The organism is Streptomyces sp. NPDC002138, from assembly GCF_040296485.1.
GTDB lineage: Bacteria > Actinomycetota > Actinomycetes > Streptomycetales > Streptomycetaceae > Streptomyces.
The window spans coordinates 1-26,008 of the sequence record NZ_JBEOXE010000027.1 but is presented as its reverse complement, the minus strand read 5'-3'; the positions used below and the strand labels follow the sequence as shown (position 1 = coordinate 26,008).

The following is a 26,008-nucleotide window of genomic DNA, read 5'->3' as shown; positions in this document are numbered from 1 at the left end:
CGCCGGTGCGCTCGCTGTCGGTGGCGCCCCGTAGGGTTGGCAGTGCTATGACGAAGCCCTCTCTCACCGACCTGCTGCACGCCGCCGTCACCGCCGTCGGCGGCACGGAGCGTCCCGGCCAGGTGGCCATGGCCGAAGCCGTCGCCGAAGCGATCGACGACAGCTCCCACCGGCTCATCCAGGCCGGCACCGGCACCGGAAAGTCCCTCGGCTATCTGGTGCCCGCCCTCGCCCACGGCGAGCGCGTGGTCGTGGCCACCGCCACGCTCGCGCTCCAGCGCCAGCTCGTCGAGCGCGACCTGCCGCGCACGGTCGAGGCGCTGCACCCGCAGCTGCGCCGGCGGCCGCAGTTCGCCATGCTCAAGGGCCGGTCCAACTACCTCTGCCTGCACCGCCTGCACGAAGGCGCGCCGCAGGACGAGGAGGAGGGCCTCTTCGACCAGTTCGAAGCGGCCGCCCCCACGAGCAAGCTCGGGCAGGACCTGCTGCGCCTGCGCGACTGGTCGGACGAGACGGAGACCGGCGACCGGGACGACCTGACCCCGGGCGTCTCCGACAAGGCCTGGGCCCAGATCTCCGTCTCCTCCCGGGAATGCCTGGGCGCGACGAAGTGCGCGTACGGCGCGGAGTGCTTCGCCGAGGCCGCGCGCGAGCGCGCCAAGCTCGCCGACGTCGTGGTCACCAACCACGCGCTGCTCGCCATCGACGCCATCGAAGGCGCTCCGGTGCTCCCGCAGCACGAGGTGCTGATCGTCGACGAGGCCCACGAGCTGGTCTCGCGGGTCACCGGGGTCGCCACCGGCGAGCTCACTCCCGGCCAGGTCAACCGCGCCGTGAAACGCTCCGCGAAGCTGGTCAACGAGAAGATCGCGGACTCCCTCCAGACCGCCGCCGAGACCTTCGAGCGGGTGATGGAGCTGGCCCTGCCCGGCCGCCTGGAGGAGATCCCCGAGGACCTCGGCTACGCCCTGCTCGCGCTCCGCGACGCCTCGCGCAACGTGATCTCGGCGATCGGCGGCACCCGCGACAAGTCCGTCCACGACGAGGACGCGGTGCGCAAGCAAGCCCTCGCCGCGGTGGAGAGCATCCACGGCGTGGCGGAGCGGATCACCCTCGGCTCCGCATACGACGTGGTCTGGTACGAGCGTCACGACCGCTTCGGCGCGACCCTGCGGGTCGCCCCGCTCTCGGTGTCCGGGCTGCTGCGCGAGAAGCTCTTCGAGGACCGCTCCGTGGTCCTGACCTCCGCGACCCTGAAGCTGGGCGGGGACTTCAACGGCGTCGCGGCCTCGATGGGGCTCTCTCCCGAGGGGGTCGAGGGGGACGACGCACCGGTCTGGAAGGGCCTGGACGTCGGCTCGCCGTTCGACTACCCGAAGCAGGGCATCCTCTACGTCGCCAAGCACCTGGCCACGCCCGGCCGCGAGGGCACCCGCGGGGACATGATCGACGAGCTGGCCGAGCTGATCGAGGCGGCGGGCGGCCGCACCCTCGGCCTGTTCTCCTCCATGCGCGGCGCGAAGGCGGCGGCCGAGGAGCTGCGCGGGCGGCTGGAGAACCCGATCCTGCTCCAGGGTGAGGAGACGCTCGGCGAATTGATCAAGGCGTTCGCCGCCGATCCGCAGACCTGTCTGTTCGGAACGCTCTCGCTCTGGCAGGGCGTGGACGTGCCCGGCCCCAGCTGCCAGCTGGTGGTCATGGACCGGATTCCGTTCCCGCGCCCGGACGACCCGCTGATGAGCGCACGCCAGAAGTCGGTGGAGGAGCGCGGCGGCAACGGCTTCATGGCCGTCGCCGCGACCCACGCGGCGCTGCTCATGGCCCAGGGCGCGGGCCGGCTGGTACGGGCCTCCGGCGACCGCGGCGTGGTCGCGGTGCTGGACCCGCGGCTCGCCACCGCCCGCTACGGCAGCTTCGTCCGGGCCACGCTGCCCGACTTCTGGTACACCACGGACCGCAACCAGGTCCGCCGCTCGCTGGCCGCCATCGACGCGACCGCGAAGGCCGACGGCAAGTAGACCGGTAGCGGCTGCCCGCCGTCGGCATGGAGCAGCCCCCGGACCCGGCGGGCCAGCCCACGGACACGGCGGGCATGGAGCAGCCCCGGGACACGGCGCAGTGAGTCCCGGGGCCGGATGGTGGCGGCGACCGTCAGAGACGCCGCAGGACCGCGACCACCTTGCCGAGGATGGTCGCCTCGTCGCCGGGGATCGGCTGGTACGCGGAGTTGTGCGGGAGCAGCCAGACATGGCCGTCCTCGCGCTTGAAACGCTTGACCGTGGCCTCGCCGTCCAGCATGGCGGCGACGATGTCGCCGTTCTCCGCGACGGGCTGGCGGCGGACCGTGACCCAGTCGCCGTCGCAGATGGCGGCCTCGATCATGGAGTCGCCGACGACCTTGAGGACGAACAGCTCACCGTCGCCGACGAGCTGCCGGGGGAGGGGGAACACGTCCTCGACCGACTCCTCGGCGAGGATCGGTCCGCCCGCGGCGATCCGGCCCACCAGGGGGACGTAGGAGGCGGCGGGCTTGCCGGTGGTGTCGGTGGGCTGCGAGCTGGGCTGGTCGGAGCCGCGCACCTCGTACGCCCGCGGCCGGTGCGGGTCACGGCGCAGGAAGCCCTTGCGCTCCAGGGCCATCAGCTGGTGGGCGACCGAAGAGGTGCTGGACAGGCCGACCGCCTGGCCGATCTCGCGCATCGACGGCGGGTAGCCGCGGCGCTGCACCGAGTCGCGGATGACCTCGATGACCCTCCGCTGCCGGTCCGTGAGTCCTGAGCTGTCGGCGCGGATGCCTGGAGGGCGCCCTGGCAGCGAGCGTGCGGGGCGCACAGGCTCCGCCTCCGGGTTCAGGCTGGCGTCGTTCATGGCATGCACCGGCTCGAGTCGGCTCTGGGAGCGGTTCTGGGCAGTGATGGTGGCACTGTCTGCGGTGGTGGTCACGTCTGCGGCCCCTCTCGAAATGTTCTCCCTCGCTGGACAACGGTAGTTGCTTTCGAAAGGTTGCGCCAAACACACGTTCGAGTGAAAAATCGCAGATTGCTTATCGCGGCCATGTTGAGGGGTGTATAGACGAGCGGTCTGCCGAACGCGGGTTCGGTCCGGCATCCACCGCTTACGGTACCGTTGCCGGTTGGATCGCCCCGGTCCGGTTGCGCCCAGTGTGGCACTCGCGGGCCCCATATCCGGCCGACACGGGTCGCGACACGCGGAGCGACGTAAATCCTCCGCAACCCAAGATCTAGTGGTTGGATGGGCGAAGCCGCCCAGAGGTTGTGGTCCCCGGTCTGCCGAGAGCCCCGACATCGCATATGCTGGTGGCTGCTTCCCGAGCCCCTGACAGAGCCGTGCCTCTGTTGTCGGCTGCTGCTGTCCGGGCCTTTCGGGAGGTCATTCAGTCGTGCCGAGAAGGAGGGTCGGAAGCCTTGCATTGCCCCTTCTGCAGGCACCCCGACAGTCGCGTCGTGGACAGTCGCACCACGGACGACGGGACGTCGATCCGCAGGCGCCGTCAGTGTCCGGACTGCTCCCGCCGCTTCACCACCGTCGAGACCGCGTCACTGATGGTGATCAAGCGCAGCGGAGTGACCGAGCCCTTCAGCCGGAGCAAGGTCATCTCGGGCGTCCGCAAGGCATGCCAGGGGCGGCCGGTCACCGAGGACGCCCTCGCCAAGCTCGGCCAGCGGGTCGAGGAGGCGCTGCGCGCCACCGGCAGCGCCGAGCTGACCACCCACGACGTGGGTCTGGCCATACTCGGTCCGCTGCAGGAGCTGGACCTGGTCGCGTACCTCAGGTTCGCGTCCGTGTACAAAGCGTTCGACACGCTGGAAGACTTCGAGACCGCCATCACGGAACTCCGTGACCGGCGGACTCACACCCAAGAGTGCGAGCCCGGTGGGACCTCCGCGGTCCCCGTGCCCGCCTCCGCCGCCGACTGATCGGGCGGCCGCAGCGCGGCCGGGATCAGCCAGGCCACGTACGTAGATCACAGTCAACACCGTGCCACGGAATTTCGCGGGCACAATAGGGCGTTTCGCCCGTATATGGGAGGCGGCAATGACAGAGACGGCGAGCGGCTCGGCACGAGGTTCCCGCACCAAGGGAACCAAGGCCTCGAAGAGCGGCCTTCGGATCGAGCGCATCCACACGACCCCTGGCGTGCACCCGTACGACGAGGTGGCCTGGGAGCGTCGTGACGTCGTCATGACCAACTGGCGCGACGGCTCGGTCAATTTCGAGCAGCGTGGCGTCGAGTTCCCCGACTTCTGGTCGGTGAACGCGGTCAACATCGTCACCAGCAAGTACTTCCGCGGGGCCGTCGGCACCCCGCAGCGCGAGACCGGTCTCAAGCAGCTGATCGACCGGATCGTGAAGACCTACACGAAGGCCGGCGAGGACTTCGACTACTTCTCCTCGCCCGCCGACGCCGAGATCTTCGAGCACGAGCTGACCTACGCGCTCCTGCACCAGATCTTCAGCTTCAACTCGCCGGTGTGGTTCAACGTCGGCACGCCCCAGCCGCAGCAGGTCTCCGCCTGCTTCATCCTGGCCGTCGACGACTCCATGGAGTCGATCCTCGACTGGTACAAGGAAGAGGGCATGATCTTCAAGGGCGGCTCCGGCGCCGGCCTGAACCTCTCCCGGATCCGCTCCTCCAAGGAGCTCCTCTCCTCCGGCGGCAACGCTTCCGGCCCGGTCTCCTTCATGCGCGGCGCCGACGCGTCCGCCGGAACGATCAAGTCGGGCGGCGCCACCCGCCGCGCGGCCAAGATGGTCGTCCTGGACGTGGACCACCCGGACGTCGAGGACTTCATCGCGACCAAGGTGAAGGAAGAGGAGAAGATCCGCGCCCTGCGCGACGCGGGCTTCGACATGGACCTGGGCGGCGACGACATCACGTCCGTCCAGTACCAGAACGCCAACAACTCCGTCCGTGTGAACGACGAGTTCATGACGGCCGTCGAGAACGGCACCGAGTTCGGTCTGCGCGCCCGCATGACCGGCGAGGTCATCGAGAAGGTCGACGCCAAGGCGCTCTTCCGCAAGCTCGCCGAGGCCGCGTGGGCCTGCGCCGACCCGGGCATCCAGTACGACGGTGTGATCAATAACTGGCACACCTGCCCCGAGTCCGGCCGCATCACCGCGTCCAACCCGTGCAGCGAGTACATGCACCTGGACAACACGTCCTGCAACCTCGCCTCGCTGAACCTGATGAAGTTCCTCAACGACGACGGCAAGGGCAACCAGTCCTTCGACGCCGAGCGCTTCGCCAAGGTCGTCGAGCTGGTCATCACCGCGATGGACATCTCCATCTGCTTCGCGGACTTCCCGACGCAGAAGATCGGCGAGAACACCCGCGCCTTCCGCCAGCTGGGCATCGGCTACGCCAACCTCGGCGCCCTGCTGATGGCCACCGGCCACGCGTACGACTCGGACGGCGGCCGCACCCTCGCCGCCTCGATCACCTCGCTGATGACCGGTACGGCGTACAGGCGCTCCGCCGAGCTGGCCGCGATCGTCGGCCCGTACGACGGTTACGCCCGCAACGCCGAGTCGCACAAGCGCGTCATGAAGCAGCACGCCGACGCCAACGCCGTCGCGCCGCGCACCGAGGACCTGGACAACTCGATCTGGGCCGCGGCCACCGAGGCCTGGCAGGACGTCCTGCGCCTCGGCGAGAAGAACGGCTTCCGCAACGCGCAGGCCTCCGTGCTCGCGCCGACCGGCACCATCGGTCTCGCGATGTCCTGTGACACCACCGGTGTCGAGCCTGACCTGGCCCTGGTCAAGTTCAAGAAGCTCGTCGGCGGCGGCTCGATGCAGATCGTCAACGGCACCGTCCCGCAGGCCCTGCGCCGCCTGGGTTACCAGGAGGAGCAGATCGAGGCGATCGTCGCCCACATCGCCGAACACGGTGTGGTCGTGGACGCCCCGGGCCTCAAGCTCGAGCACTACTCGGTCTTCGACTGCGCGATGGGCGAGCGTTCCATCTCCGCGATGGGCCACGTCCGCATGATGGCCGCGATCCAGCCCTGGATCTCCGGCGCGATCTCCAAGACGGTCAACATGCCGGAGACGGCGACCGTCGAAGAGATCGAGGAGATCTACTTCGAGGCCTGGAAGCTCGGCGTCAAGGCGCTCGCGATCTACCGCGACAACTGCAAGGTCGGCCAGCCCCTCTCCGCGAAGAAGAAGGAAGAGGAGAAGGCCGAGGTCACCGCCAAGGCCGAGGACACCATCCGCACGGCGGTCGAGAAGGTCATCGAGTACCGTCCCGTCCGCAAGCGCCTGCCCAAGGGCCGCCCGGGCATCACCACCTCCTTCACGGTCGGTGGCGCCGAGGGTTACATGACGGCGAACTCCTACCCGGACGACGGTCTGGGCGAGGTCTTCCTGAAGATGTCCAAGCAGGGTTCGACCCTCGCGGGCATGATGGACGCCTTCTCCATCGCCGTCTCGGTCGGTCTGCAGTACGGCGTCCCCCTGGAGACGTACGTCGCGAAGTTCACGAACATGCGCTTCGAGCCGGCCGGTATGACGGACGACCCGGACGTGCGGATGGCGCAGTCGATCGTCGACTACATCTTCCGGCGCGTCGCGCTCGACTTCCTGCCCTTCGAGACCCGCTCCGCCCTCGGCATCCACTCCGCCGAGGAGCGCCAGCGTCACCTCGACACCGGTTCGTACGAGCCGCTCGAGGAGGAGCTGGACACGGAGTCCCTGACTCCGGCGGCCCCGCTCACGGTCGTCCCGGCCGTGCTCAAGCCGGTCGCGGTCGTGGAGGTGCCCGCTCCCAAGCAGGCGCACTCGAGCGCGGAACTGGTGGAGATGCAGCTCGGCGTGAGCGCCGACGCACCGCTGTGCTTCTCCTGCGGTACGAAGATGCAGCGCGCGGGATCCTGCTACATCTGCGAGGGCTGCGGCTCGACCAGCGGTTGCAGCTGATGTTCGGGCGCGGCTGATGTTCGGCTGATGTTCGGCTGACGAAGGGGACCGGTCTTTGGCCGGTCCCCTTCGTCGTACCCGCGCGCGCTGACAAGCGACCTGTGACCTGTGACCTGTGATTTTCCCTGTTTCCCAGAAAACGATCACCGGCTAGGCTCCACCGTCGCGCACACGGCGTGAACGCAGAGTGGGGGACCGCAAGGTGGGGGACATGGTCGACGAAATCGCCGGATCCGAGAAGGGCATGAGCGCGGGGGCTCAGGTAGTGGCGGCGGTGGTGGTGGTCGGGGGCCTCCTGGGCGCCCTGTGGGGCGTGGGGGACCTGGTCGGCAAGCCGTACGACCCGGACAAACCGGCCACCTGCTCGCCCTCGCACAGCGCTCCGCCGACATCGCAGATCGTCACGGGGGCGCAGATGTGCGCGGCGCTGAACCGGCCGGACCTGCCGGCGCTCCTCGGGACGCCGGACGAGCACGCGGTGAACGCCTGGGGCAACGACGGTGCGATCGAGCACGCCGACGGCACCAAGACGGCCACTCCCGGGGCCGAGGTCGGGCTGAAGAGCCACCATGTGAAGCTCTCGTCGTCCTACGACCGGTTCCCGGTCGCCCAGCTGGCCGAGCTCCTGGGCACGACCGTGCAGAAGCAGACGGTACTGGGGCACCCGGCGTTCTTCTCCTCGGACCGGACCCTGGCCCTCACCTTCAACGCGGGCGGCAAGAGCAGTTCGCAGCCGGGTGTCATGGCCCGCAGCCTGCTGGTCGCCAAGGACGCGAAGGACGGCGGTGGCTCCTACGAGCTCGTCGTCTGGCGTCCGGACGGCATGCTGCCCGACGACGCGACGCTGACCCGCATCGCCGAGCAGGTGCTGCCGACGGTCCCGGGCTGGAGCGCCTCCTGAGGACGTCCGTACCGCCTCCGGCCGGGAGGCCGTGGCCGGGCGAATAACCCTTGGTGTGGCGCGCCCTCGTGTGGATCATTGTCCGGGGGCGCGCCGGACGGGCGCCTTCGGGCCGGGGAGCGGGGGAGCCATGTGGAGCGGTGACGAGCTGGATCTGGATGCCTATCTGGCACGGATCGGATACGCGGGGGAACTCCTCCCGGACCTGGACACCTTGCGCGCGGTGCACCGGGCGCACACCGCCGCCATCCCCTTCGAGAGCATCGACGTCCTGCTCGGTCACCCGATCTCGCTCGAGGTCAAGAGCATCGAGGACAAGCTCGTGCGCGGCCGCCGCGGCGGGTACTGCTACGAGCAGAACACGCTGCTCGCCGCCGCCCTGGAGCGGATCGGCTTCGCCGTCGCCGGGCGCGGCGCCCGCAACCGGACCCGCGGCGAGGCGCTCCTGCCGGTCACCCACGCCGTCCTCGTCGTCACCGTGGACGGCGAACCCTGGCTGTGCGATGCGGGCTTCGGCCACCAGGGGCCGCGCGAGCCCGTCCCGCTCGGCCGGCCGGGCACCGAGGTACCGCAGGGGGAGTGGACGTACGCCGTGCGCGAGGAGGGGGACGGCGTGCTGGTCCTGACCTTCCTGCGCGAGGGCGCCTGGCGGGATCTGTACGCCTTCGGCCCGCAGCCCGCCTACCCCGTCGACTACGTCCTGATGAACCACTACAGCTCCTCGCACCCCCGCTCCGCCTTCGTCGGCCAGCTCGTCGCGCACCGCCCCGGAGTGCCCGGATCCGCCCACCGGATCTCGCTCGTGCGGGACGAGTTCACCGTGATCCACCCCGACGGGCGGACCGAGCGGCGTCCCGTCGCGGCCGACGAACTGCACGGCATCCTCGACCGGGAGTTCGGGATCCGGCTGTCCGAGCGGGATGCGGGCGAACTGGTACGGATGTACCGGGCCGAGTACTGACCCGGGCCGGGCTGGGCACCGTACGATGGCGCGGTGCTGGTCAAGTGGATTCGCTGCACGGTGACGGACCGACGCGGGTTCGAGCGGGGGCAGCGCAAATGGGCGGGGCTGCCGGGTGAACCGGGATTCCGGGGGCAGGGCGGCGGCTGGAGCCGGGGCCGGCAAGGCGTCGCGCATGTCTTCGCGTTCTGGGAGAGCCGCTCGTTCTACGACTCTTTCATGGCGCGGTCGCACGACCGGCTGGCCGCCGCCCAGCACGGGACGTACACCAACCCCCGGGTCACCCTCTTCGACCACCGCTTCGACGTGAAGACCGGGTTCGAACCGCGCTTCACCGACGCCGACGTGGTGCGCGTGGCGCACTGCCGGGTGCGGGAGGGCCGGACGGACCACTTCGCGCTCATGCAGGAAAAGGTGTGGAATCCGGCCATGGCGGGCTCCCCCGGCATGGTGCGCGGGCTCTTCGGGGAGGCCCCCGGCCGGGAGTTCCTGGTGCTGTCCATGTGGCACGCGGCGGCCGAGCACGGCAAGTACCGTCAGGAACGCGTCGAGCGGCTCACCCTGCGGGCGCAGACCGAGGCCGACGTCGAGGCGCTGACCGGCGACGTCGTCGATCTGGAACCGTCCTGGACGGTATGAGCGCGCGGCCCGAGCCGTCCTGGACGGTAGGAGCGCGCGGCCGTGTGACGGTGTGACGGTAGGAATGTCGCCATGACCACATGCGTGTTCGGCGCGCTCCGGCCGTCCACCGCCGATGGCCGGATTAGGGTCGTGGAATGGCAAGACCGCGGCGCATCGTCCTCGTCCGTCACGGGGAATCGGAGGGCAATGCCGACGACTCGGTGTACGAGCGAGAGCCCGACCACGCCCTGCGGATGACCCGCATCGGGCACGCGCAGGCAGCGGCCACGGGCGAACGCCTGCGGGCGCTCTTCGGCGACGAGCCCGTCAGCGCGTACCTCTCCCCCTACCGGCGCACCCTGCAGACCTTCCGCGACCTGAGACTGGACCCGGCCCGGGTGCGGGTCCGGGAAGAGCCGCGGCTGCGCGAACAGGACTGGGGCAACTGGCAGGACCGCGACGACGTCCGGCTCCAGAAGGCCTACCGGGACGCGTACGGGCACTTCTTCTACCGGTTCGCACAAGGTGAGTCGGGAGCCGACGTCTACGACCGGGTCGGGTCCTTCCTGGAGAGCCTCTACCGCAGCTTCGAGGCCCCGGATCACCCGCCGAACGTACTGCTGGTGACCCACGGGCTGACCATGCGGCTGTTCTGCATGCGCTGGTTCCACTGGTCGGTGGCCGAGTTCGAGTGCCTGTCCAACCCCCCGAACGGTGACTTCCGGGTACTGCGGCTCGGGGACGACGGCCGCTATCGGATGGACCGCCCATTTGAAAGATGGACCACACCCGAGCCCTACGACCTGGACGGCTAGAGTGACCCGCGATGACCCCTGAACCCGCTTCCGACCGGCGCTACGCACGCGCCATGGCCAGCCTGCGCGGGCTGGCACTGGGTGACGCGCTGGGCTCCCAGTTCTTCGTCCCCGTCAATTACCCCCTGCTCAAGAGGCGCGAGCTGCCGCCCGGTCCCTGGCAGTGGACCGACGACACCGAGATGGCGTGCTCGGTCGCCGCCGTCCTCGCCGACCACGGGCGGATCGACCAGGACGCCCTGGCCCTCTCCTTCGCGGACCACCACGACTTCGACCGCGGCTACGGGCCCGCCGTCAACCGCATGCTGCGCCTCGTGCGCGAGGGCCAGGACTGGCGTGAGCTGGCCTCCGCCCTGTTCAACGGGCAGGGCTCGTGGGGCAACGGCGCCGCGATGCGCATCGCCCCGCTCGGGGCCTGGTACGCCGACGACCCCGAGCAGGCCACCCACCAGGCGGAGATCTCCGCCTACACCACGCACCAGCACCGCGAGGCCGTGTGCGGTGCCATGGCGGTGGCCGCCGCGGCCGCGCTGGCGGCGGCGCCCGCCGGAGCGCCGACGCCCGGGCAGCTGCTGGACGGTGTGATCGCGCTGGTCCCGCGCAGCGCGGTCGGCGCCGGGCTGCGCCGCGCGCGGGACATGCTGGACTACGCCGACGCCACCACCGTCGCGGCGGTACTGGGCTGCGGGCGGCGCACCAGCGCCCACGACACCGTGCCCTTCGCCCTGTGGTCGGCCGCGCGCTCGCTGGACGACTACGAGCGGGCGTTCTGGACGACGGCGCAGGTCGGCGGAGACGTGGACACGACCTGCGCGATCGTCGGCGGGGTGCTGGGGGCGCGTGGCGACGAGGTGCTGCCGACGGCCTGGCTGGCGCAGACGGAGGCGCTGCCCGCGTGGCTGCCGGAGGCCGCGGCGCTCTAGGCCGTCTCATCCGACCTGGCCGCCGCCTCCGCGGATTGTCACGGTCCTGCCACAGGCGACTTCCCGATTGGCCGAATACGCACGTCAGGCCCCTACTCTGACCGCTTCGCCGCCCCTCTGCCGAGTGATCGGGGCGGTTGTCGGGAGGGGACCCAATGACAGAGAACAACGCCGATGGGGCCGAGGCGCCGGGCGGCCAGGGGACGGCACCCCAGGCGCCGCCGCAGACCACCGCGCACGCCGACGCCGAACCCGGCGCAGCTGCTGCCGCGCCTGCCTCGCCTGCCGTACCTGCCGCGCCCGTTGTGGCGGCCGCACCCGTCATGCCCGCCGCGTCACAGGGCGGGCATGACGCCGGTCAGCACGCCGGGCAGGTGACCGTGCAACAGGCCAGGATGGCCCAGCACTGGGAGCGGCAGCGGTACTGGGAGGCGCAGCAAGCCGCCCGCCAGGCGGAGCGCCTGGCCAAGAAGCAGGCCCGCAACGAGGGTTGGTCCGCCGCGCTGCGGCCGGCCGAGCTGGCGCCGATCCGGACCGGCACTCTGGTCGCCGCCCTGGTGAGCGGCCTCGCCGCCGCCCTGCTGCTGGGTGACGGGCTCGGTCCGGGGCTGCTGATCGCCGCCGTACCCGTCGCCGCCGCGGCCTACGTCGCCGCGCGCGCGGCGGGGCGCGGGCCCCGGCCCTGGACCCTGGTGTGGGCGGTCGGCGGCCTCGCGCTGCTCGTCGTACCGGCCCTGCGGGAATCCGCGTGGCCCTCCACGCTGGCGATCCTGGCCGCGATCGGGTTCGGCGCCCTCGCCCTCTTCGGCAGCCGGACCTGGCTCGGGGTGCTGCTCAGCCCGCTCGGGTTCATCGAAGCGGCGCCGACCGGCGTGCGCTGGGCGTGGCACGGGCTGTTGGAACGCCGGAGCGGGAACGGACGCAACTGGTGGCCCGTTGTGAAGGCAGCGGGTGTGGGGCTCGCTCTGCTGGTGGTCTTCGGTGGCCTGTTCGCGTCCGCCGACGCGGCCTTCGCCGATGTCCTCGGCGATCTGGTCCCCGACCTGTCCGTCTCCGGCGGGCCGGTGCGGGTGCCGCTGTTCGTGCTGGGTGCGGTCGTGGCGCTGGCGGCCGCGCGGGCCGCAGGGGCCCCGCTGCGCTGGGACCGGGTCACGCCGACGCCGGGCACGCCCCGGTCCCGGGTGGAGTGGGCCCTTCCGCTGGTGCTGCTCGACCTGCTCTTCGCCGGCTTCATCGCCGTCCAGCTCGCCGTCCTCCTGGGCGGGTACGACAAGGTGAAGGAGCGCACCGGCCTCTACCCGGCCGAATACGCCCGCCAGGGTTTCTGGCAGCTGCTGTGGGCCACCGTGCTCACCCTCGCCGTGATCGCCTTCGCCCTGCGCTGGGCGCCGCGTTCCGGACCCGGGGACAAGCGGCTCGTACGGGGCGTGCTGGGCACGCTGTGCCTGCTCACGCTCGTCGTGGTGGCCTCGGCGGTACGCCGTATGGACTTCTACGTGGCTGCCTTCGGGCTGTCACGGCTGCGGATCTCGGTGGTCACGATGGAGCTGTGGCTCGGCGTGGTGATCGTACTGATCATCGCGGCCGGGATCTTCGGTGCGCGGTGGCTGCCGAGGGCCGTGATGGCGAGCGCGGGGGTGACCGTACTCGCCTTCGGTCTGCTCTCGCCGGACGGGATGATCGCGGAGAACAACGTGACCCGCTTCAAGGAGGACCACAAGATCGACCTCGGCTACTTCCAGGAACTGTCCGCGGACGCAGTACCGGCGCTTGACCGGCTCCCGGAGCCGCAGCGCTCCTGCGCGCTGTACGGGATCAACAACGATCTGGCCGACGAGGGCGAGGTCCCCTGGTACGGGATGAGCCTCGGCGACCGCCGGGCCCGGGAGATCCTGCGCGAACGCCCGGTGACGGTGCCGTTCGAGGTCTGCCTGGGGCTGAACGGCTTCACCTCCCACGGGGTGCCGTCCGAGGGGCGCTGAGGACGGGCGCTGATCCGACGAGCCGGTCCGACGCGCTGATCCGACGAGCCGGACCGACGCACCGGTCCGACGCGCTGATCCGCCGGGATGCGGGGGACCGTGCGGAATGTCCGTACGGTCCCCCGGCGCGAGCGGGGTCAGGCCGCCGGGCCGGCCTTCGTGGCCGTGCCGTTGAGGGCTTCCAGGTCACTCTTGCGGACCCGGATCACCAGCGTCGCCGACAGCAGGGCGACTGCTGCCATGCCCACGGCGGCGATGAACGCGGTGGAGATGCCCTGGGCCAGGACCGCGTGCCCCCAGACCCCGGGCAGCCGGCCGGTCTCCTTGAACGCGGCCAGCTGATCCGGGTCGGCGTGGGCCATGAAGTCCGGGATCTGCTTCTCGGCCTCGGTGCGGCCAGCGGTGCCGAAGACGGTGACCAGGATGGACAGGCCGAGTGAGCCGCCCACCTGCTGGCTGGCGTTGAGGAGCCCGGACGCGGCGCCCGCTTCCTGGGGGGCCACCCCGGAGACGGCGGTCAGGGTGAGGGTGACGAAGTTGAGGCCCATGCCGAAGCCGAAGAGCAGCATCGGGCCGAGCACGCCGGAGACGTACGAGGAATCGGTACGGATGAACGTCAGCCAGGCCAGCCCGGATCCGACCAGGGTGGAGCCGATGACCATGAAGGGCTTGGGGCCGAAGCGCGGCAGGAACCGCTGGGAGAGACCGGCGGCGGTGACGATCGCGACGGTCACCGGCAGGAAGGCGAAGCCGGACCTGATCGGGCTGAACCCCAGGACGTTCTGCACGAACTGGACGATGAAGAAGAACATTCCGAACATCGCGGCGGCGAGGCTGAGCATGATCAGGTAGGTGCCCGCGCGGTTGCGGTCGGCGAACATCCGCAAGGGCGTGATCGGTTCGCGCGCCCGGGACTCGACGAGGGCGAAGAGCAGGAGCAGGACGACGGCGGCGGCGAAGGAGCCGAGGGTCAGGCCGTCGCGCCAGCCGTTCTCCGAGGCCCGGATGAAGCCGTAGACGAGCGAGGCCATGCCGCCGGTGGAGGTGAGCGCGCCCGCGAGGTCGAAGCGGCCCGGGTGGCGCTCCGACTCGGTGATGTAGAGCGGGGCCAGGACCGCGATCAGCACGCCGATGGGCACGTTGACGAAGAGCACCCAGCGCCAGTCGAGCCACTCGGTGAGCATGCCGCCGGTGAGCAGGCCGATGGCGCCGCCGCCCGCGGAGACGGCGGCGAAGACCCCGAAGGCCCGGTTGCGCTCGGGTCCTTCGGCGAAGGTCGTGGTGATCAGGGCGAGCGCGGTGGGGGAGGCGATGGCGCCGCCGACCCCCTGGAGGGCGCGGGCGGCCAGCAGGTGCCAGGGCTCCTGGGCGAACCCGCCGAGCAGGGAGGCCAGGGTGAAGAGCAGGATTCCGGCCATGAACACGCGGCGTCGGCCCAGGATGTCCCCGGCCCGGCCGCCGAGCAGCAGCAGGCCGCCGAAGGTCAGGGTGTAGGCGCTCAGCACCCAGGAGAGATCGGTGGTGGAGAACGCCAGGGCGGTCTGGATGTGGGGGAGGGCGATGTTCACGATGGTGGCGTCGAGGACCACCATGAGCTGGCAGGCGGCGATGACGGCCAGCGCCACTCCGGGGCGCCCCTCGCGCCGGGCGGCGCCCGGTATCCGGGGCTTGGCGAGTTGCGGACTTGTCACTGAGGATCCCCCCAAAGTGAAATAGTGAACGCATTCGTTCACTGCGGGCCCACGGTAGGAGCTGCGATCTAGTGAACGCAAGCGTTCACTAAGGCGGAAAACGTGTGCGACCGGCGTCCGCGCCGGGCGGAGGGGGCGACAAGTGGTCGGTTCGCGCTGGTCAGTGGGGTCCCCGGGGCGCAGGCGGGGGCCCGAGCTGGACTTGGCGATTCTCGACGCGGCCCTGGAGCAGCTGAGCACCGTCGGCTGGAACGGCCTGACGATGGAAGGGGTGGCCGCGCAGGCCCGTACGGGCAAGGCGGCGGTCTACCGGCGTTGGTCCTCGAAGGCCGACCTGGTCGCCGACGTGCTGCGGGCGGGGCTTCCGCCGCTCGGCGAGATCCCGGACCACGGCTCCATCCGCGAGGACCTCGTCGTGCTGTGCCGCGGCATGCGCGACGCGATGAGTTCCCGGGCCGGTACGGCGCTTCGCTCCGTCCTTCACGAATGCGATGACGCGAGTGCGGGGCGGTTCCACGAGCTGATCCGGACCGGCCTCACCGAGCCCTCCCATCGGCTCTTCTGTGACCTCGTGCAGCGTGGAATCGCGCGGGGAGACGTCCGGCCGGACGCCACCGGAGAGTTTGTCGCCGATGTCATTCCGGCGCTCATGATGTACCGGTCGAAGGTGTGCGGCAGCGAATGGGGGGATGTGGATATCCGGGAGATGATCGACCAGGTGCTGGTGCCGCTTCTCAGTGCGTGAGCCAGGGCGGGCCCGGGGTGTGCAGGCGGCGCCGAGCGGCGTAACCTTGCTGGCGCCATGCCGTACGAAGCACCCACACACGCCGTCGAACGCTCCCTCCGCGCAACCACCGGCGCCAAGGTCGTAGCCGGAGTCGACGAAGTCGGACGAGGAGCCTGGGCCGGGCCCGTCACCGTGTGCGCGGCCGTCACCGGCCTGCGCCGCCCGCCCGAAGGTCTGACCGACTCCAAGCTGATCACTCCCAAGCGCCGCGACAAGCTCGCCGTCGTCCTGGAGGACTGGGTCACGGCGCACGCCCTCGGACACGCCACCCCGGAGGAGATCGACGAGCTGGGGATGACCGCGGCGCTGCGGCTCGCCGCGGTGCGCGCCCTGGAGGCCCTTCCCGTGCGGCCCGACGCGGTGATCCTCGACGGCAAGCACGACTACCTCGGCTCGCCCTGGCGGGTCCGTACGGTGATCAAGGGCGATCAGTCCTGTGTCGCCGTCGCCGCGGCCTCGGTCATCGCCAAGGTGTGGCGCGACCGGATGATGGCCGGACTCGGTGAACCGGGCGACGGCCTCGAGGACTTCGCCTTCGGCGCCAACGCCGGATATCCCTCGCCCGTGCACCGGGCGGCGCTCGAGGAGCGGGGGCCCACCGCGTACCACCGGCTCTCGTGGTCCTACCTCGACGCGCTACCGCAGTGGCGCCACCTCAAGAAGGTGCGCCGCAGCGAGGAATCGCTCGAACTGGAAAACGGAGGCCAGCTCGGCTTCGAATTCTGATCGCACCGATGTGCAGCCCACCGGTACGTTTCGCACCGGTGTTTGAAAGATCTCCACTCATGCCTCTCACCCACGAGGAGCCTCAGATTCACGAGAGTGCCCAGGGTCCCCGCGTCACACCGGCCGCGAGCCGCACCGCGCAGACCCCCCGCCCCGTACCTGGTCCGCGTCCCGCCGCCGTACCTCGGCCCGGGCGTCCCGGTCCCTCCCCCGCAGCGGCAAGCCGCGCGGGCGGTACCCCCAGGCCCGCTCCGGCCGCACAGCGCGTGCCGCAGCAGGCCACCCCCGGAACCCCCTCCGTCACCCCGGCCGCGCCCGCGGCCCCCACCGCACCGTCGGTCTCCGCCGCGGTGCCGCAGATCCAGCTGATCCCGGCCTCGGCCGAGGGCGCGCTGGACGCGGCCGAAGAGGCCGTGGACCTGCTGCTCGACACCGGCCGTGCGCCGGGCGACATCCTGGTGCTCACCAGCGGCGACCCGCACCCGTGGGCGACGCACGAGCTGTCCTTCGGAGAGAGCGCGTACTGGGCCCAGCAGGACGCCCGGGACGACGTCTTCTACGCGGACGCGGCGCAGGTGCAGCGCGCCGCCTCCCGCCCGGTCGTGGTCTTCGCGGCCAACGGCGAATCGGCCGACGCGATCGCCACGGCCCTGCCGACGGCGCTCGCGCGTGCCGGTGCGCTGCTGGTCGTGTGTGGCGACCCGGAGCGGATCAACTCCGTCCTGGGCGCGGGCGTCTGACGTCCCGTATCCACCCGCGGGCGAGCGGTGGGGCGGGCCCGTGTGCCCGCCCCACCGCTTCCCGCGGTGTGGGCGGCGCCCGTGTGGCGTCCGTGGGCCGGTGCGCATGCGTGGTGCTCGTGCGCCCGTGCTGGCGCGACCGTGTTCCATGCGCGTCTGCGCGCAGGCGCGCGCGGTTCTACGACGGGGTGCGCACGCGGCGTCGGCTCAGCGGGCGGCGGTACGGCGCAACGCCTCGGCCGCGCCACCGCCGGTACGCAGGGTCAGCGGAGTCGGATCCGTCACGATCTCGCCGATCCGGGCCGGCTGGGAGTCCGAGCTGGGCCGCCGGCCCACCCGGCCCTCGCCGAGCACCTGCCAGCCGCCCCGGGTCAGCGTGATGTACGCGCCGCAGCGCAGCCCGTGCAGGGTGCAGGCGTCCCGCAGCCCCCACATCCAGGCGCCGTCCTCCTCGGTCCAGCGCTCGTCGCCGTCGCGGCAGTAGAGCAGCACCGCGGTGCGCACCGGGGTCCGTCTGCGCAGGTCGTGCGGAAGCACCCGGCGCAGCCGCGCCAGCAGCGCGTTGCGGTACTCCCAGCCGTCCACCGACGCGGCGCGCTGCACGAACGAGGCGCTGGCCACCAGCCGTTCCTCGGGGCCGAGGACGGCGATCACAGCTGTCGAGGGCACGGGGCTGTGGCGGGAATGCAGCCCGCTGACGACCTCGCGCGGATTGCGGAGCAGGGGGATCCCGGCGGCGGTCCATTCGGAGGGTTCCAGCAGTCTGCCGTGCCGGCTGGCGCCGCCGGTGACTACTGCCGACGACGTGGTCGCGGGCGGGGCGAATCCGAAGGTCACGGTCCTCCCTTCGGGTACGCGACGCGGACGGGCACGGCTGGGTTGTGGGCGCGCCGCAGCGCGGCCCTCAAGAGTGCCGACGAGCCGAGCGGGAACACCACAATTCTCGCGCGGCCCGTGAGCATGCGGCAACGAGCAATTGGCGACGCGGACCGTAATTGGCTGGTATGCCGTTCATATCCTTGCCCGGCCGCGCCCCCGATGACTCATCCGATCAGGGCTGGACCGCCAGTACCAGCGGGAACACCTCCTTCGCGCCGGCCCGCCGCAGCAGTCGGGCGGCGACGGCCAGCGTCCACCCGCTCTCCGCCCGGTCGTCCACGAGGAGCACCGGACCGGGGGCCTCCGCGAGCGTCGCAGTGAGGGCCGCAGGGACGGTCAAGGCCTGGTGGAGCCCCCGCACACGCTGCGCGCTGTTGGACGAGGGCAGCCCGAACTCCGGCGCCTGGTCGGTGTACTCGAGTGATCCGAGCAGCGGCATCCGACCGACTTCCGCGATCCGCGCCGCCAGCGAGCCGATCAGCAGGGGCTTGCTCCGCGAGGGCAGCGCGACCACTCCCACGGGGCGGGCGGGCGCGTTCGCCGCTCCGGAGGCCCAACCGCCCGGCCCCCGTGCCCAGTCGGCGAGGACGGCCACCACGGCCTGGGCGACATCGTCCGGAACCGGTTGGTCGGCCGTCTGCGCCGCCAGCATCGGGCGCAGCCGGTTGCCCCACCCGATGTCGGACAGCCGGCCCAGGGCCCGGCCCGTCGAGGCCTGCTCCCCGGCGGGGATGCGGCCCTTGAGGTCCACACCGACGGCCGCCAGACCGGTCGGCCACATCTTGCGCGGGTCCAGCTCCACACCCGGGCGTCCCAGCTCCCCGCGCGCGGTGTCCAGGGCCTTCTCCGACACCTCCACGGTGAAGCGGGCCCCGGCGCAGTTGTCACAGCGGCCGCACGGCGCGGCCTCCTCGTCGTCCAGCTGGCGCCGCAGGAACTCCATCCGGCAGCCGGTGGACGCCGCGTAGTCGCGCATCGCCTGCTGTTCGGCGGAGCGCTGGCGGGCCACCCACGCGTACCGCTCCGCGTCGTAGGCCCAGGGCTCGCCCGTCGAGGTCCAGCCCCCCTTCACGCGGTGCACCGCGCCGTCCACGTCGAGCACCTTGAGCATGGTCTCGAGCCGGGTCCGCCGCAGGTCGACCAGGGGTTCCAGAGCGGGCAGCGACAGCGGCCGCCCCGCCTGGGCCAGCACGTCCAGGGTGCGGCGGACCTGCTCCTCCGGCGGGAAGGCCACCGACGCGAAGTACTGCCAGATCGCCTCGTCCTCGCGCCCCGGCAGCAGCAGCACCTCGGCGTGCTCCACACCGCGTCCCGCCCGGCCGACTTGCTGGTAGTAGGCGATCGGCGAGGACGGCGAGCCCAGGTGCACCACGAAGCCGAGGTCCGGCTTGTCGAATCCCATCCCCAGCGCCGAGGTCGCCACCAGGGCCTTGACCCGGTTGGCCTGGAGGTCGTTCTCCGCCTGCTCGCGGTCCGCGTTCTCCGTCTTGCCGGTGTACGAGGAGACGGTGTGCCCGCGGTGGCGCAGGTACGCCGTCACCTCCTCGGCGGCGGCGACCGTCAGGGTGTAGATGATCCCGGAGCCCGGCAGATCGCCCAGGTGGTCGGCGAGCCAGGCCAGCCGGTGTGCGGCGTCGGGCAGCGCCAGTACGGCCAGGCTCAGGCTCTCCCGGTCCAGCGGGCCGCGCAGGACCAGCGCGTCCGTGCCCGCTCCGGTGCCCAGCTGCTCCGCGACGTCCGCGGTCACCCGGGCGTTGGCCGTCGCCGTCGTCGCGAGCACCGGCACGCCGGGCGGCAGGTCCGCGAGCATCGTGCGCAGCCGCCGGTAGTCGGGCCGGAAATCGTGACCCCAGTCGGAGATGCAGTGCGCCTCGTCCACCACCAGGAGGCCGGTGGCGGCGGAGAGCTTGGGGAGCACCTGGTCGCGGAAGTCCGGATTGTTGAGCCGCTCCGGACTCACCAGCAGCACATCGACCTCCCCGGCCGCCACTTCGGCCTGGATCCCCTCCCACTCCTCCGGGTTGGCGGAGTTGATGGTGCGGGCACGGATCCCGGCGCGGGCGGCCGCCTCGACCTGATTGCGCATCAGAGCGAGCAGCGGGGAGACGATCACGGTGGGCCCGGCCCCGCTCGCCCGCAGCAGCGAGGTCGCGACGAAGTACACGGCGGACTTGCCCCAGCCCGTCCGCTGGACCACCAGCGCCCGGCGCTTGTGCGCGACCAGGGCTTCGATCGCCCGCCACTGGTCCTCGCGCAGCCGAGCAGTGCCCGTCGGATCGCCGACCAGGCGGGCGAGTACGGAATCTGCGGAAGACCTCAGGTCAGGGTTCATGCCCCCATGCAACCCGATGCCTGTGACATCGCGCCAATGGCGCCCTGGGCCTGTGGATAAAGTTATCCACAGGGGTTTCCCGATTCGAGCGCTCACGGGACCGTCGAGCCATGACGAAGAACCAGGAATCCCACGACCCGTCCGGTACCAGCCCCCGTAAGGCGGCGCCCGGCAAGCCTTCCGTCAACCACACGGCGGTGCCCGCCCGCCCGGCCGCTCCGCCGGTCGCCGGCGACCCGCCGATCACGCTGCGCAGCCCGGCCGAACTGGCCGACGCGCTGCCCTACATGCTCGGCTTCCACCCGACCGACTCCCTCGTCATGGTCGCCGTGCACGGTGAGGGCGGCCGCTTCGGCGGCCGCCTGCGGGTCGGCATTCCCGCCGACCGGGGGGAGTGGGAGGACACCGCCCGGCAGGTCGCCGACTGCCTGGTGCACGGCAGCGAGCGGCGCGGCGCCAAGCCCGACGGCATCGTCGTCTTCCTCTGCCAGGACCCACGGGGCGAGGAGAGCGGGCAGCGGGTGATGACCCGGCTGCGCCCGCTCGCCCAGCGCATCAGGCTCGCCTGTGGAGCGCTGGACGTGCCCGTGCTCGAGGCGCTGTGTGTCTCGGGCGGCCGGTACTGGTCCTACTGCTGCCCCGATCCGCGGTGCTGCCCGGCCGAGGGGACCGCTCTCAATGCGCCGGGCACCTCGGTGATGGCAGCCGCCGCCACCTACGCCGGACTCCAGGTCAGGGGCTCGCTCCGGGAGATCGAGGGCCGCCTGGCACCGCTGCGCGGACCGCTCGCCGACGAGCAGGAGCGGGCCCTGGACCAGGCCGCCGCCGCCCTGGTGCCGATGATCCTCGACGGAGCGACCCGGGAGGAGGTGGGCGCGGACACCCTGGAGCTGGCGCGGACGCTGATGCGGCGGCTCACCCTCGCCCCGCCCGCGGAGGGCGGTCCCTGCGCCGAGGACTGGGACGACGCGCTCCTGGGACACGACGAGGCGGCCTCCCTCATCCTCGGCCTCCAGGACCGCGAGACCAGGGACATCGCCGCGGAGTGGATGGAGGACGAGGAGGCGGCCCCGGCACTGCGGCTGTGGCGGGCCCTCGCCCGGCGCTGCGTCGGTGCCTACGGCGAGCACGCGGCCGCCCCGCTGACCCTGGCGGGCTGGGTCTCCTGGTCCACCGGTGACGAGCCCACCGCCCGCATCGTCCTCGGGCTGGCCCTGCGGGCCGATGCCGACTACCGCTTCGCCCAATTGCTCCACCACGCCTGCAACGAAGGCATCGACCCGGAAGGCCTGCGGGAATGCCTGCGCGCGGAGCGTGGGCGGCGGGAGCCGCGGCGCAAGCGCACGGCCGCCGTCACCCGGCCGCCGGGGCGGCGCACCAAGAACTCCCGCCCCGGATCGCGCCGCACGGCGGGGAGCGAGCAGTGAACCGGCACCGGGCGCCGCGCCGCCGAGGAGCCGCGCACGGAGCGTTGGTACGACGCGCGGCGCACCGCTGGTGGGGCACGGTGAGCGCCGTCCTGAGTCACCGCAGGGACACCCGGCGGGCGCAGCCGCCCCCACGAGCCGTGTCCCGGGCGGGGGTGAGGGCGTTCAGCTGTGGGGAGGCGGGGCCCTGGTCACGCCGCCGCCCTGCGAAACAGCAGACCGGAGCGCAGACAAGGCGACGCATGGTGCACACCGTTCCCCCCGCCCGACGGCCCGAGCTGCCGCCCGTGCACGGCGCGCTCATCTGCGTCGCCGCGCCCTGCCTCGTCATCTCGCCCGAGCACGGACAGCTGACCGGGCACGGGATCGACGGGATCTACCGCTCGGGCCGGCGGTTGCTGTCCCGCTGTGTCCTGCGGATCGGCGGCCGCGACCCGGTCGCCGTCCAGGGCCGCAGCGTCGCCGCGGACCGGGCCGCCTTCACCTCGACCGTCCGCATCGGGGCGGAACCGGGGCCCGACCCGGACATCGGTGTGGAGCGGGTCCGGCATGCCGACGGCACCGAGCGGATCACCCTGCGCAGTTACACGGGCCGCCGGGTGCGGCTGCCCGTCGAGATCTCCCTCGCCACCGATCTGGCCGAGCTGGCGGCGATCGCCGCCGGGCGCGGCGGGCCCGAACTGCCCGCCGCGGTGCACGCGGGGGGACTGCGCTGGAGCACCGGCCAGGCCCAGGCCGTCACCACGGCGGACCCGGCCCCCGACGACGCCCTCGCCGCGACCGGCCTGCTGCGCTGGCAGCTGGAACTGGCCCCCGGCGAGTCGCGCACCATCGAACTGCGCACCTCCCACGACCGCGGCGCGCGTGCGTCCGCCGGACAGGTCGCCAACCCGCTCGCCCCGGCCCGCGCGGAGTGCGACGACCCGCGGGTCGACCCGTGGCTGCGCACCAGCCTCGACGACCTGGGAGCCCTGCTGCTCAGAGACTCCCAAGACCCCTCGGACGCCTTCGCGGCAGCGGGAGTTCCGTGGCGGTGCGGGCTGGCTCCCGCCGAATCGCTGTGGGCCGCCCGGATGGCGCTGCCGCTCGGTACGGGGCTCGCCGCCGCCACCCTGCGCGTCCTGGCCCGGGCCCAGGAGACCGGGAAGGGGCCCGGCGCCGGGAAGATCCCCGGGCCGTTGCGGGGGGCCGGGCCGCAGCTGCCGCCCGGCTGCACCGGTACGGAGGCGACCCTGGCCTTTCCCACCGTGCTCGCCGAGGCACGGCGGTGGGGGATGCCGGAGGCGGAGGTGGAGCGGCTGCTGCCGACCGCGGAGCGCTGCCTGGAGTGGCTGCGCGGGGCCGTGTCGCAGGACGGGTTCCTGGCCGATCCGGACCCGGGGCCGCGGCGGTGCGAGACACAGGCCCATGCCCATCGGGCCGCGCTGCTCGGGGCGGACCTGCTGGACGGGTGCGGTCGGCCCGGCGCGGAGGAGTGGCGCGAGTGGGCCGCCGCCCTGCGGGCCCGGTTCGCGGAGGCCTTCTGGCTCGACGGTCCCGACGGCGGCCGGCCCGCGGCCGCGCTGCATCCGGACGGGCGGCCGCTGCCCCGGCTGACCGGGGCGGCCGCGCATCTGCTGGATACGGGCCTGCTCGGCGGGGGGCGCCGCGCCCCCGGTCTGCTGGACCGGATCCGGACCGAGCGGCTGGCCCGGCTGCTGGGAGCGCCGTCCATGGACTCCGGCTGGGGGCTGCGCAGCATGGCGGTGCGCGAGCCGGGGCACAACCCGTTCGGGCACCACTCGGGCGCCGTGCGGGCGTACGAGAGCGCCGTCGCGGTGGCGGGGCTGGCGGGCGCCGGTTTCGAGAAGGAGGCGGCCGGGCTGCTCCGGGGCCTCCTCGACGCGGCGGAGCGGTTCGGCTACCGGCTGCCCGAGATGTATGCCGCCGAGCAGCGCACCGCGGGCAGCGCCCCGCTGCCGCACCCCGCGGCCTGCCGTCCCGCCGCGGTGGCGGCGGCGGCCGCGATCCATGTGCTGGCGGCCCTGGCGGGGATCCGCCCCGACGCCCCCGCGGGCACTGTCGCGCTGGCCCCGCTGTCCGGGGCGCCGCTCGGTGAGCTGCGGCTCTCGGGGCTGCGGGTGGCCGGCGAGCCGTTCGCGGTCCGGGTCAGCCGCCAGGGCATGGGCATGGTGGAGGAGGCCTCCGATGCGCTGCAGCTGGGTGTCTAGAAAGCTCTGGTGGCCCCGGACGGGGCGTGGGGCCGCCGCGGGGACGCGTCCTGGCCGGATCGGGTGCTCGCGCGGGGGCTCCCGGATCACCAAAACGCTGTTTATCGTCAGGCAGACGACTATGATCGCGGCATGTCGCCCTACGACCCGTCGGCCTTTCCGCCCTTCGCCGTCACCGTCGACCTGGTCGTGCTCACCGTGCGGCGCCACGCGCTCTGCGCGCTGGTCGTCCGACGGGGTGAGCAGCCGTTCCAGGGACGATGGGCGCTGCCCGGCGGATTCGTCCGCGGGGACGAGGACCTGGCCGCCGCGGCGGCCAGGGAACTCTCCGAGGAGACCGGGCTGTGCGCCCAGGAATCGGCCGCCGGTGGCGACGGGGTGCACGGCGCGCACCTTGAACAGCTCGCCACCTACGGAGACCCCCGCCGGGACCCGCGGATGCGGGTGGTCAGCGTGGCGCATCTGGTGCTGGCACCCGACCTGCCCGCGCCCCGGGCCGGAGGGGACGCCAACAGCGCGCGCTGGGCCCCCGTCGACGAGCTGCTCGCCGCCGAGGAGGAGGCGTCCGCGGGGCTCGCCTTCGACCACGCGCGCATCCTGGGCGACGGTGTGGAGCGGGCCCGCTCGAAGATTGAGTACTCCTCGCTGGCCACGGCCTTCTGCCCGCCCGAGTTCACCGTCGGAGAGCTGCGCCGGGTGTACGAGGCGGTCTGGGGCGTGGCCCTGGACCCGCGCAACTTCCACCGCAAGGTCACCGGCACCCCCGGGTTCCTGGTCCCCGCGGGTGGCACCACGACCCGTCAGGGCGGTCGCCCCGCACAGCTGTTCAGGGCCGGGGGAGCCACCCTGCTCAACCCGCCGATGCTGCGCCCGGAAGTCTGACGAGCCGACACCACGGTCTGCCAGATACGGGGCAAATAGGACATATCGCGTTATCTTGCTTGTGGTACCCACACCGCCGCACAGTGGTCTCACACCCCGCGAGAGAAGCGATGCTCCAGGCCATCGGACTCACCAGTGCACCCCGTCGAGGCCTTCCCCCTATGGTGGACGACCTCACCTTCGAGGCCCGCCCCGGGCAGGTCACCGCCCTGCTGGGCGCGCCCGGTTCGGGCAAGACCACCGCGCTCCGGCTCATGCTCGAACTCGAACCGGGCCGAGGCGTCACCTACTTCCGCGGTCGCCCCCTGCACCGGATCCCGCATCCGGGGCGCGAGGTCGGCGTCCTGCTCGGCGACGTGCCGGGGCACCCGGCGCGCACGGTCCGCGGTCAGCTGCGGATGCTCTGCGCCGCCGCCGGGGTGTCGGCCTCCCGGGCGGACACCATGCTCGACGTCGTCGGCATCGCGGGCCTGCGCGACCAGCGGCTCGGCTCGCTCTCGCTCGGGATGGACCGCCGGGTCGGTCTCGCCGCCGCCCTGCTCGCCGATCCGTGCACCCTGCTCCTCGACGAGCCCGCCGCCGGGCTCTCCCCGCGGGAGCGGAACTGGATCCACGGCCTGCTGCGCGGTCACGCCTCCCTCGGCGGGGCGGTGCTGTTCACCACCGACGACGCCAAGGAAGCGGCCCGTAGCGCCGACCGGGTGGTCAGCATCGAGGCGGGCCGGCTCGTGGCCGACCAGGAGGCCGCCGACTTCGCTCGGACCCGGCTGCGCCCGCGCGTGGCCGTGCGGACACCGCACGCGGCCCGCCTGGCCGACGTACTGGGCCGCGAGGCCCGGGCGGCCCGGCGGCCGGTGGAGATCGTCGAGGAGAGCGGCAGCCGCCTCTCCGTCTACGGCAGCAACTGCGCCGAGGTCGGCGAGGCCGCCTTCCGGCACGGCGTGCTCGTCCACCAGCTGGCCGACGAGACCGGCGACAGCGGCGCCCCCGTGCCGCAGGTCCGAACCGCGGCCTCCCCGGGCCCGGTCGCGGGGCCGCGGCGGGCGCCGGAGGACGCGGCGGACGGCGGGCCACAGAGCGGGCCACAGGGCGGGCTTGCCGCGCCGCTCGTGCCGGCCCCCGCCGGGGGCTCGCTCGGCATGATCCTCACCGCGGTCGTGACCAGCGTCTTCGGCGTGCTCCAGAC

20 protein-coding genes are annotated in these 26,008 nt (G+C 72.3%); 16 read left to right on the top strand and 4 right to left on the bottom strand.

Annotated features, from left to right (window positions below; translation table 11 throughout):
* Window positions 1-47 precede the first annotated feature (47 nt).
* Window positions 48-2,018 (top strand): ATP-dependent DNA helicase, encoded by a 1,971-nt coding sequence (locus ABT084_RS19165; RefSeq protein ID WP_351045062.1) that lies wholly within the window; start codon window positions 48-50, stop codon window positions 2,016-2,018.
* A gap of 133 nt (window positions 2,019-2,151) precedes the next feature.
* Here ABT084_RS19165 and lexA read toward each other — a convergent pair whose 3' ends face one another.
* A complete protein-coding gene (gene lexA, locus ABT084_RS19160) occupies window positions 2,152-2,943 on the bottom strand; it encodes a transcriptional repressor LexA (protein ID WP_351045059.1) in 792 nt (263 codons plus the stop codon).
* 482 nt (window positions 2,944-3,425) lie between these two features.
* Here lexA and nrdR point away from each other — a divergent pair, with 482 nt between their 5' ends.
* From nrdR to ABT084_RS19120, 8 genes are all read left to right on the top strand, one after another.
* Window positions 3,426-3,938, top strand: coding sequence for a transcriptional regulator NrdR (gene nrdR / locus ABT084_RS19155; RefSeq protein ID WP_351045056.1), 513 nt, complete (start codon window positions 3,426-3,428; stop codon window positions 3,936-3,938).
* A 118-nt stretch (window positions 3,939-4,056) separates the two neighbouring features.
* Window positions 4,057-6,945 carry a vitamin B12-dependent ribonucleotide reductase gene (locus ABT084_RS19150; protein ID WP_351045054.1) on the top strand — a complete coding sequence of 963 codons (2,889 nt, stop codon included), beginning with the start codon at window positions 4,057-4,059 and terminating at the stop codon, window positions 6,943-6,945.
* A gap of 211 nt (window positions 6,946-7,156) precedes the next feature.
* Window positions 7,157-7,846, top strand: a complete 690-nt coding sequence (locus tag ABT084_RS19145) for a DUF6215 domain-containing protein (protein WP_351045051.1) — start codon at window positions 7,157-7,159, stop codon at window positions 7,844-7,846.
* A gap of 130 nt (window positions 7,847-7,976) precedes the next feature.
* Window positions 7,977-8,807: an arylamine N-acetyltransferase family protein gene (locus ABT084_RS19140; RefSeq protein WP_351045048.1), complete on the top strand. Its 831-nt coding sequence runs from the start codon at window positions 7,977-7,979 to the stop codon at window positions 8,805-8,807.
* Between the two features lie 33 nt (window positions 8,808-8,840).
* Window positions 8,841-9,446 carry a YdbC family protein gene (locus ABT084_RS19135; RefSeq protein ID WP_351045046.1) on the top strand — a complete coding sequence of 202 codons (606 nt, stop codon included), beginning with the start codon at window positions 8,841-8,843 and terminating at the stop codon, window positions 9,444-9,446.
* Between the two features lie 137 nt (window positions 9,447-9,583).
* A complete protein-coding gene (locus ABT084_RS19130) occupies window positions 9,584-10,243 on the top strand; it encodes a histidine phosphatase family protein (RefSeq protein ID WP_351045043.1) in 660 nt (219 codons plus the stop codon).
* Between the two features lie 11 nt (window positions 10,244-10,254).
* Window positions 10,255-11,166 carry an ADP-ribosylglycohydrolase family protein gene (locus ABT084_RS19125; RefSeq protein ID WP_351045040.1) on the top strand — a complete coding sequence of 304 codons (912 nt, stop codon included), beginning with the start codon at window positions 10,255-10,257 and terminating at the stop codon, window positions 11,164-11,166.
* Window positions 11,167-11,321: 155 nt separating this feature from the next.
* On the top strand, window positions 11,322-13,148 hold the full coding sequence (locus tag ABT084_RS19120; protein ID WP_351045037.1) for a DUF4153 domain-containing protein: 1,827 nt from the start codon (window positions 11,322-11,324) through the stop codon (window positions 13,146-13,148).
* Between the two features lie 137 nt (window positions 13,149-13,285).
* Here the strand turns inward: ABT084_RS19120 and ABT084_RS19115 are convergent, their stop codons facing one another.
* The gene (locus ABT084_RS19115) at window positions 13,286-14,839 is read right to left on the bottom strand and encodes an MFS transporter (protein WP_351045035.1); all 1,554 of its coding nucleotides are present in this window, start codon (window positions 14,837-14,839) and stop codon (window positions 13,286-13,288) included.
* Between the two features lie 142 nt (window positions 14,840-14,981).
* On the opposite strand from ABT084_RS19115, the gene ABT084_RS19110 reads away from it, so the two are divergent.
* From ABT084_RS19110 to ABT084_RS19100, 3 genes are read left to right on the top strand one after another with little or no spacing between them, the layout of a single operon-like run.
* Window positions 14,982-15,584 (top strand): TetR/AcrR family transcriptional regulator, encoded by a 603-nt coding sequence (locus tag ABT084_RS19110; RefSeq protein WP_502968970.1) that lies wholly within the window; start codon window positions 14,982-14,984, stop codon window positions 15,582-15,584.
* A 57-nt stretch (window positions 15,585-15,641) separates the two neighbouring features.
* Window positions 15,642-16,352 carry a ribonuclease HII gene (rnhB, locus tag ABT084_RS19105; RefSeq protein ID WP_351045029.1) on the top strand — a complete coding sequence of 237 codons (711 nt, stop codon included), beginning with the start codon at window positions 15,642-15,644 and terminating at the stop codon, window positions 16,350-16,352.
* Between the two features lie 59 nt (window positions 16,353-16,411).
* The gene (locus tag ABT084_RS19100) at window positions 16,412-17,092 is read left to right on the top strand and encodes a hypothetical protein (protein WP_351045026.1); all 681 of its coding nucleotides are present in this window, start codon (window positions 16,412-16,414) and stop codon (window positions 17,090-17,092) included.
* A gap of 207 nt (window positions 17,093-17,299) precedes the next feature.
* On the opposite strand, the gene ABT084_RS19095 is transcribed toward ABT084_RS19100, so the two are convergent.
* Together ABT084_RS19095 and ABT084_RS19090 are read right to left on the bottom strand one after the other, a co-directional pair.
* A complete protein-coding gene (locus ABT084_RS19095) occupies window positions 17,300-17,929 on the bottom strand; it encodes a hypothetical protein (protein ID WP_351045023.1) in 630 nt (209 codons plus the stop codon).
* 214 nt (window positions 17,930-18,143) lie between these two features.
* Window positions 18,144-20,303, bottom strand: coding sequence for a RecQ family ATP-dependent DNA helicase (locus ABT084_RS19090; RefSeq protein ID WP_351045020.1), 2,160 nt, complete (start codon window positions 20,301-20,303; stop codon window positions 18,144-18,146).
* A 110-nt stretch (window positions 20,304-20,413) separates the two neighbouring features.
* Between ABT084_RS19090 and ABT084_RS19085 the strand changes: the two genes are divergently transcribed.
* The 4 genes from ABT084_RS19085 to ABT084_RS19070 all read left to right on the top strand — a co-directional run.
* A complete protein-coding gene (locus tag ABT084_RS19085) occupies window positions 20,414-21,730 on the top strand; it encodes a DUF4192 domain-containing protein (protein WP_351045018.1) in 1,317 nt (438 codons plus the stop codon).
* 242 nt (window positions 21,731-21,972) lie between these two features.
* Window positions 21,973-23,940: a glycogen debranching N-terminal domain-containing protein gene (locus tag ABT084_RS19080; RefSeq protein ID WP_351045015.1), complete on the top strand. Its 1,968-nt coding sequence runs from the start codon at window positions 21,973-21,975 to the stop codon at window positions 23,938-23,940.
* A 132-nt stretch (window positions 23,941-24,072) separates the two neighbouring features.
* On the top strand, window positions 24,073-24,822 hold the full coding sequence (locus tag ABT084_RS19075; RefSeq protein WP_351045012.1) for an NUDIX hydrolase: 750 nt from the start codon (window positions 24,073-24,075) through the stop codon (window positions 24,820-24,822).
* Between the two features lie 110 nt (window positions 24,823-24,932).
* Window positions 24,933-26,008: ATP-binding cassette domain-containing protein (locus ABT084_RS19070; RefSeq protein ID WP_351045009.1), on the top strand; the 1,076-nt coding region annotated here is incomplete at its 3' end.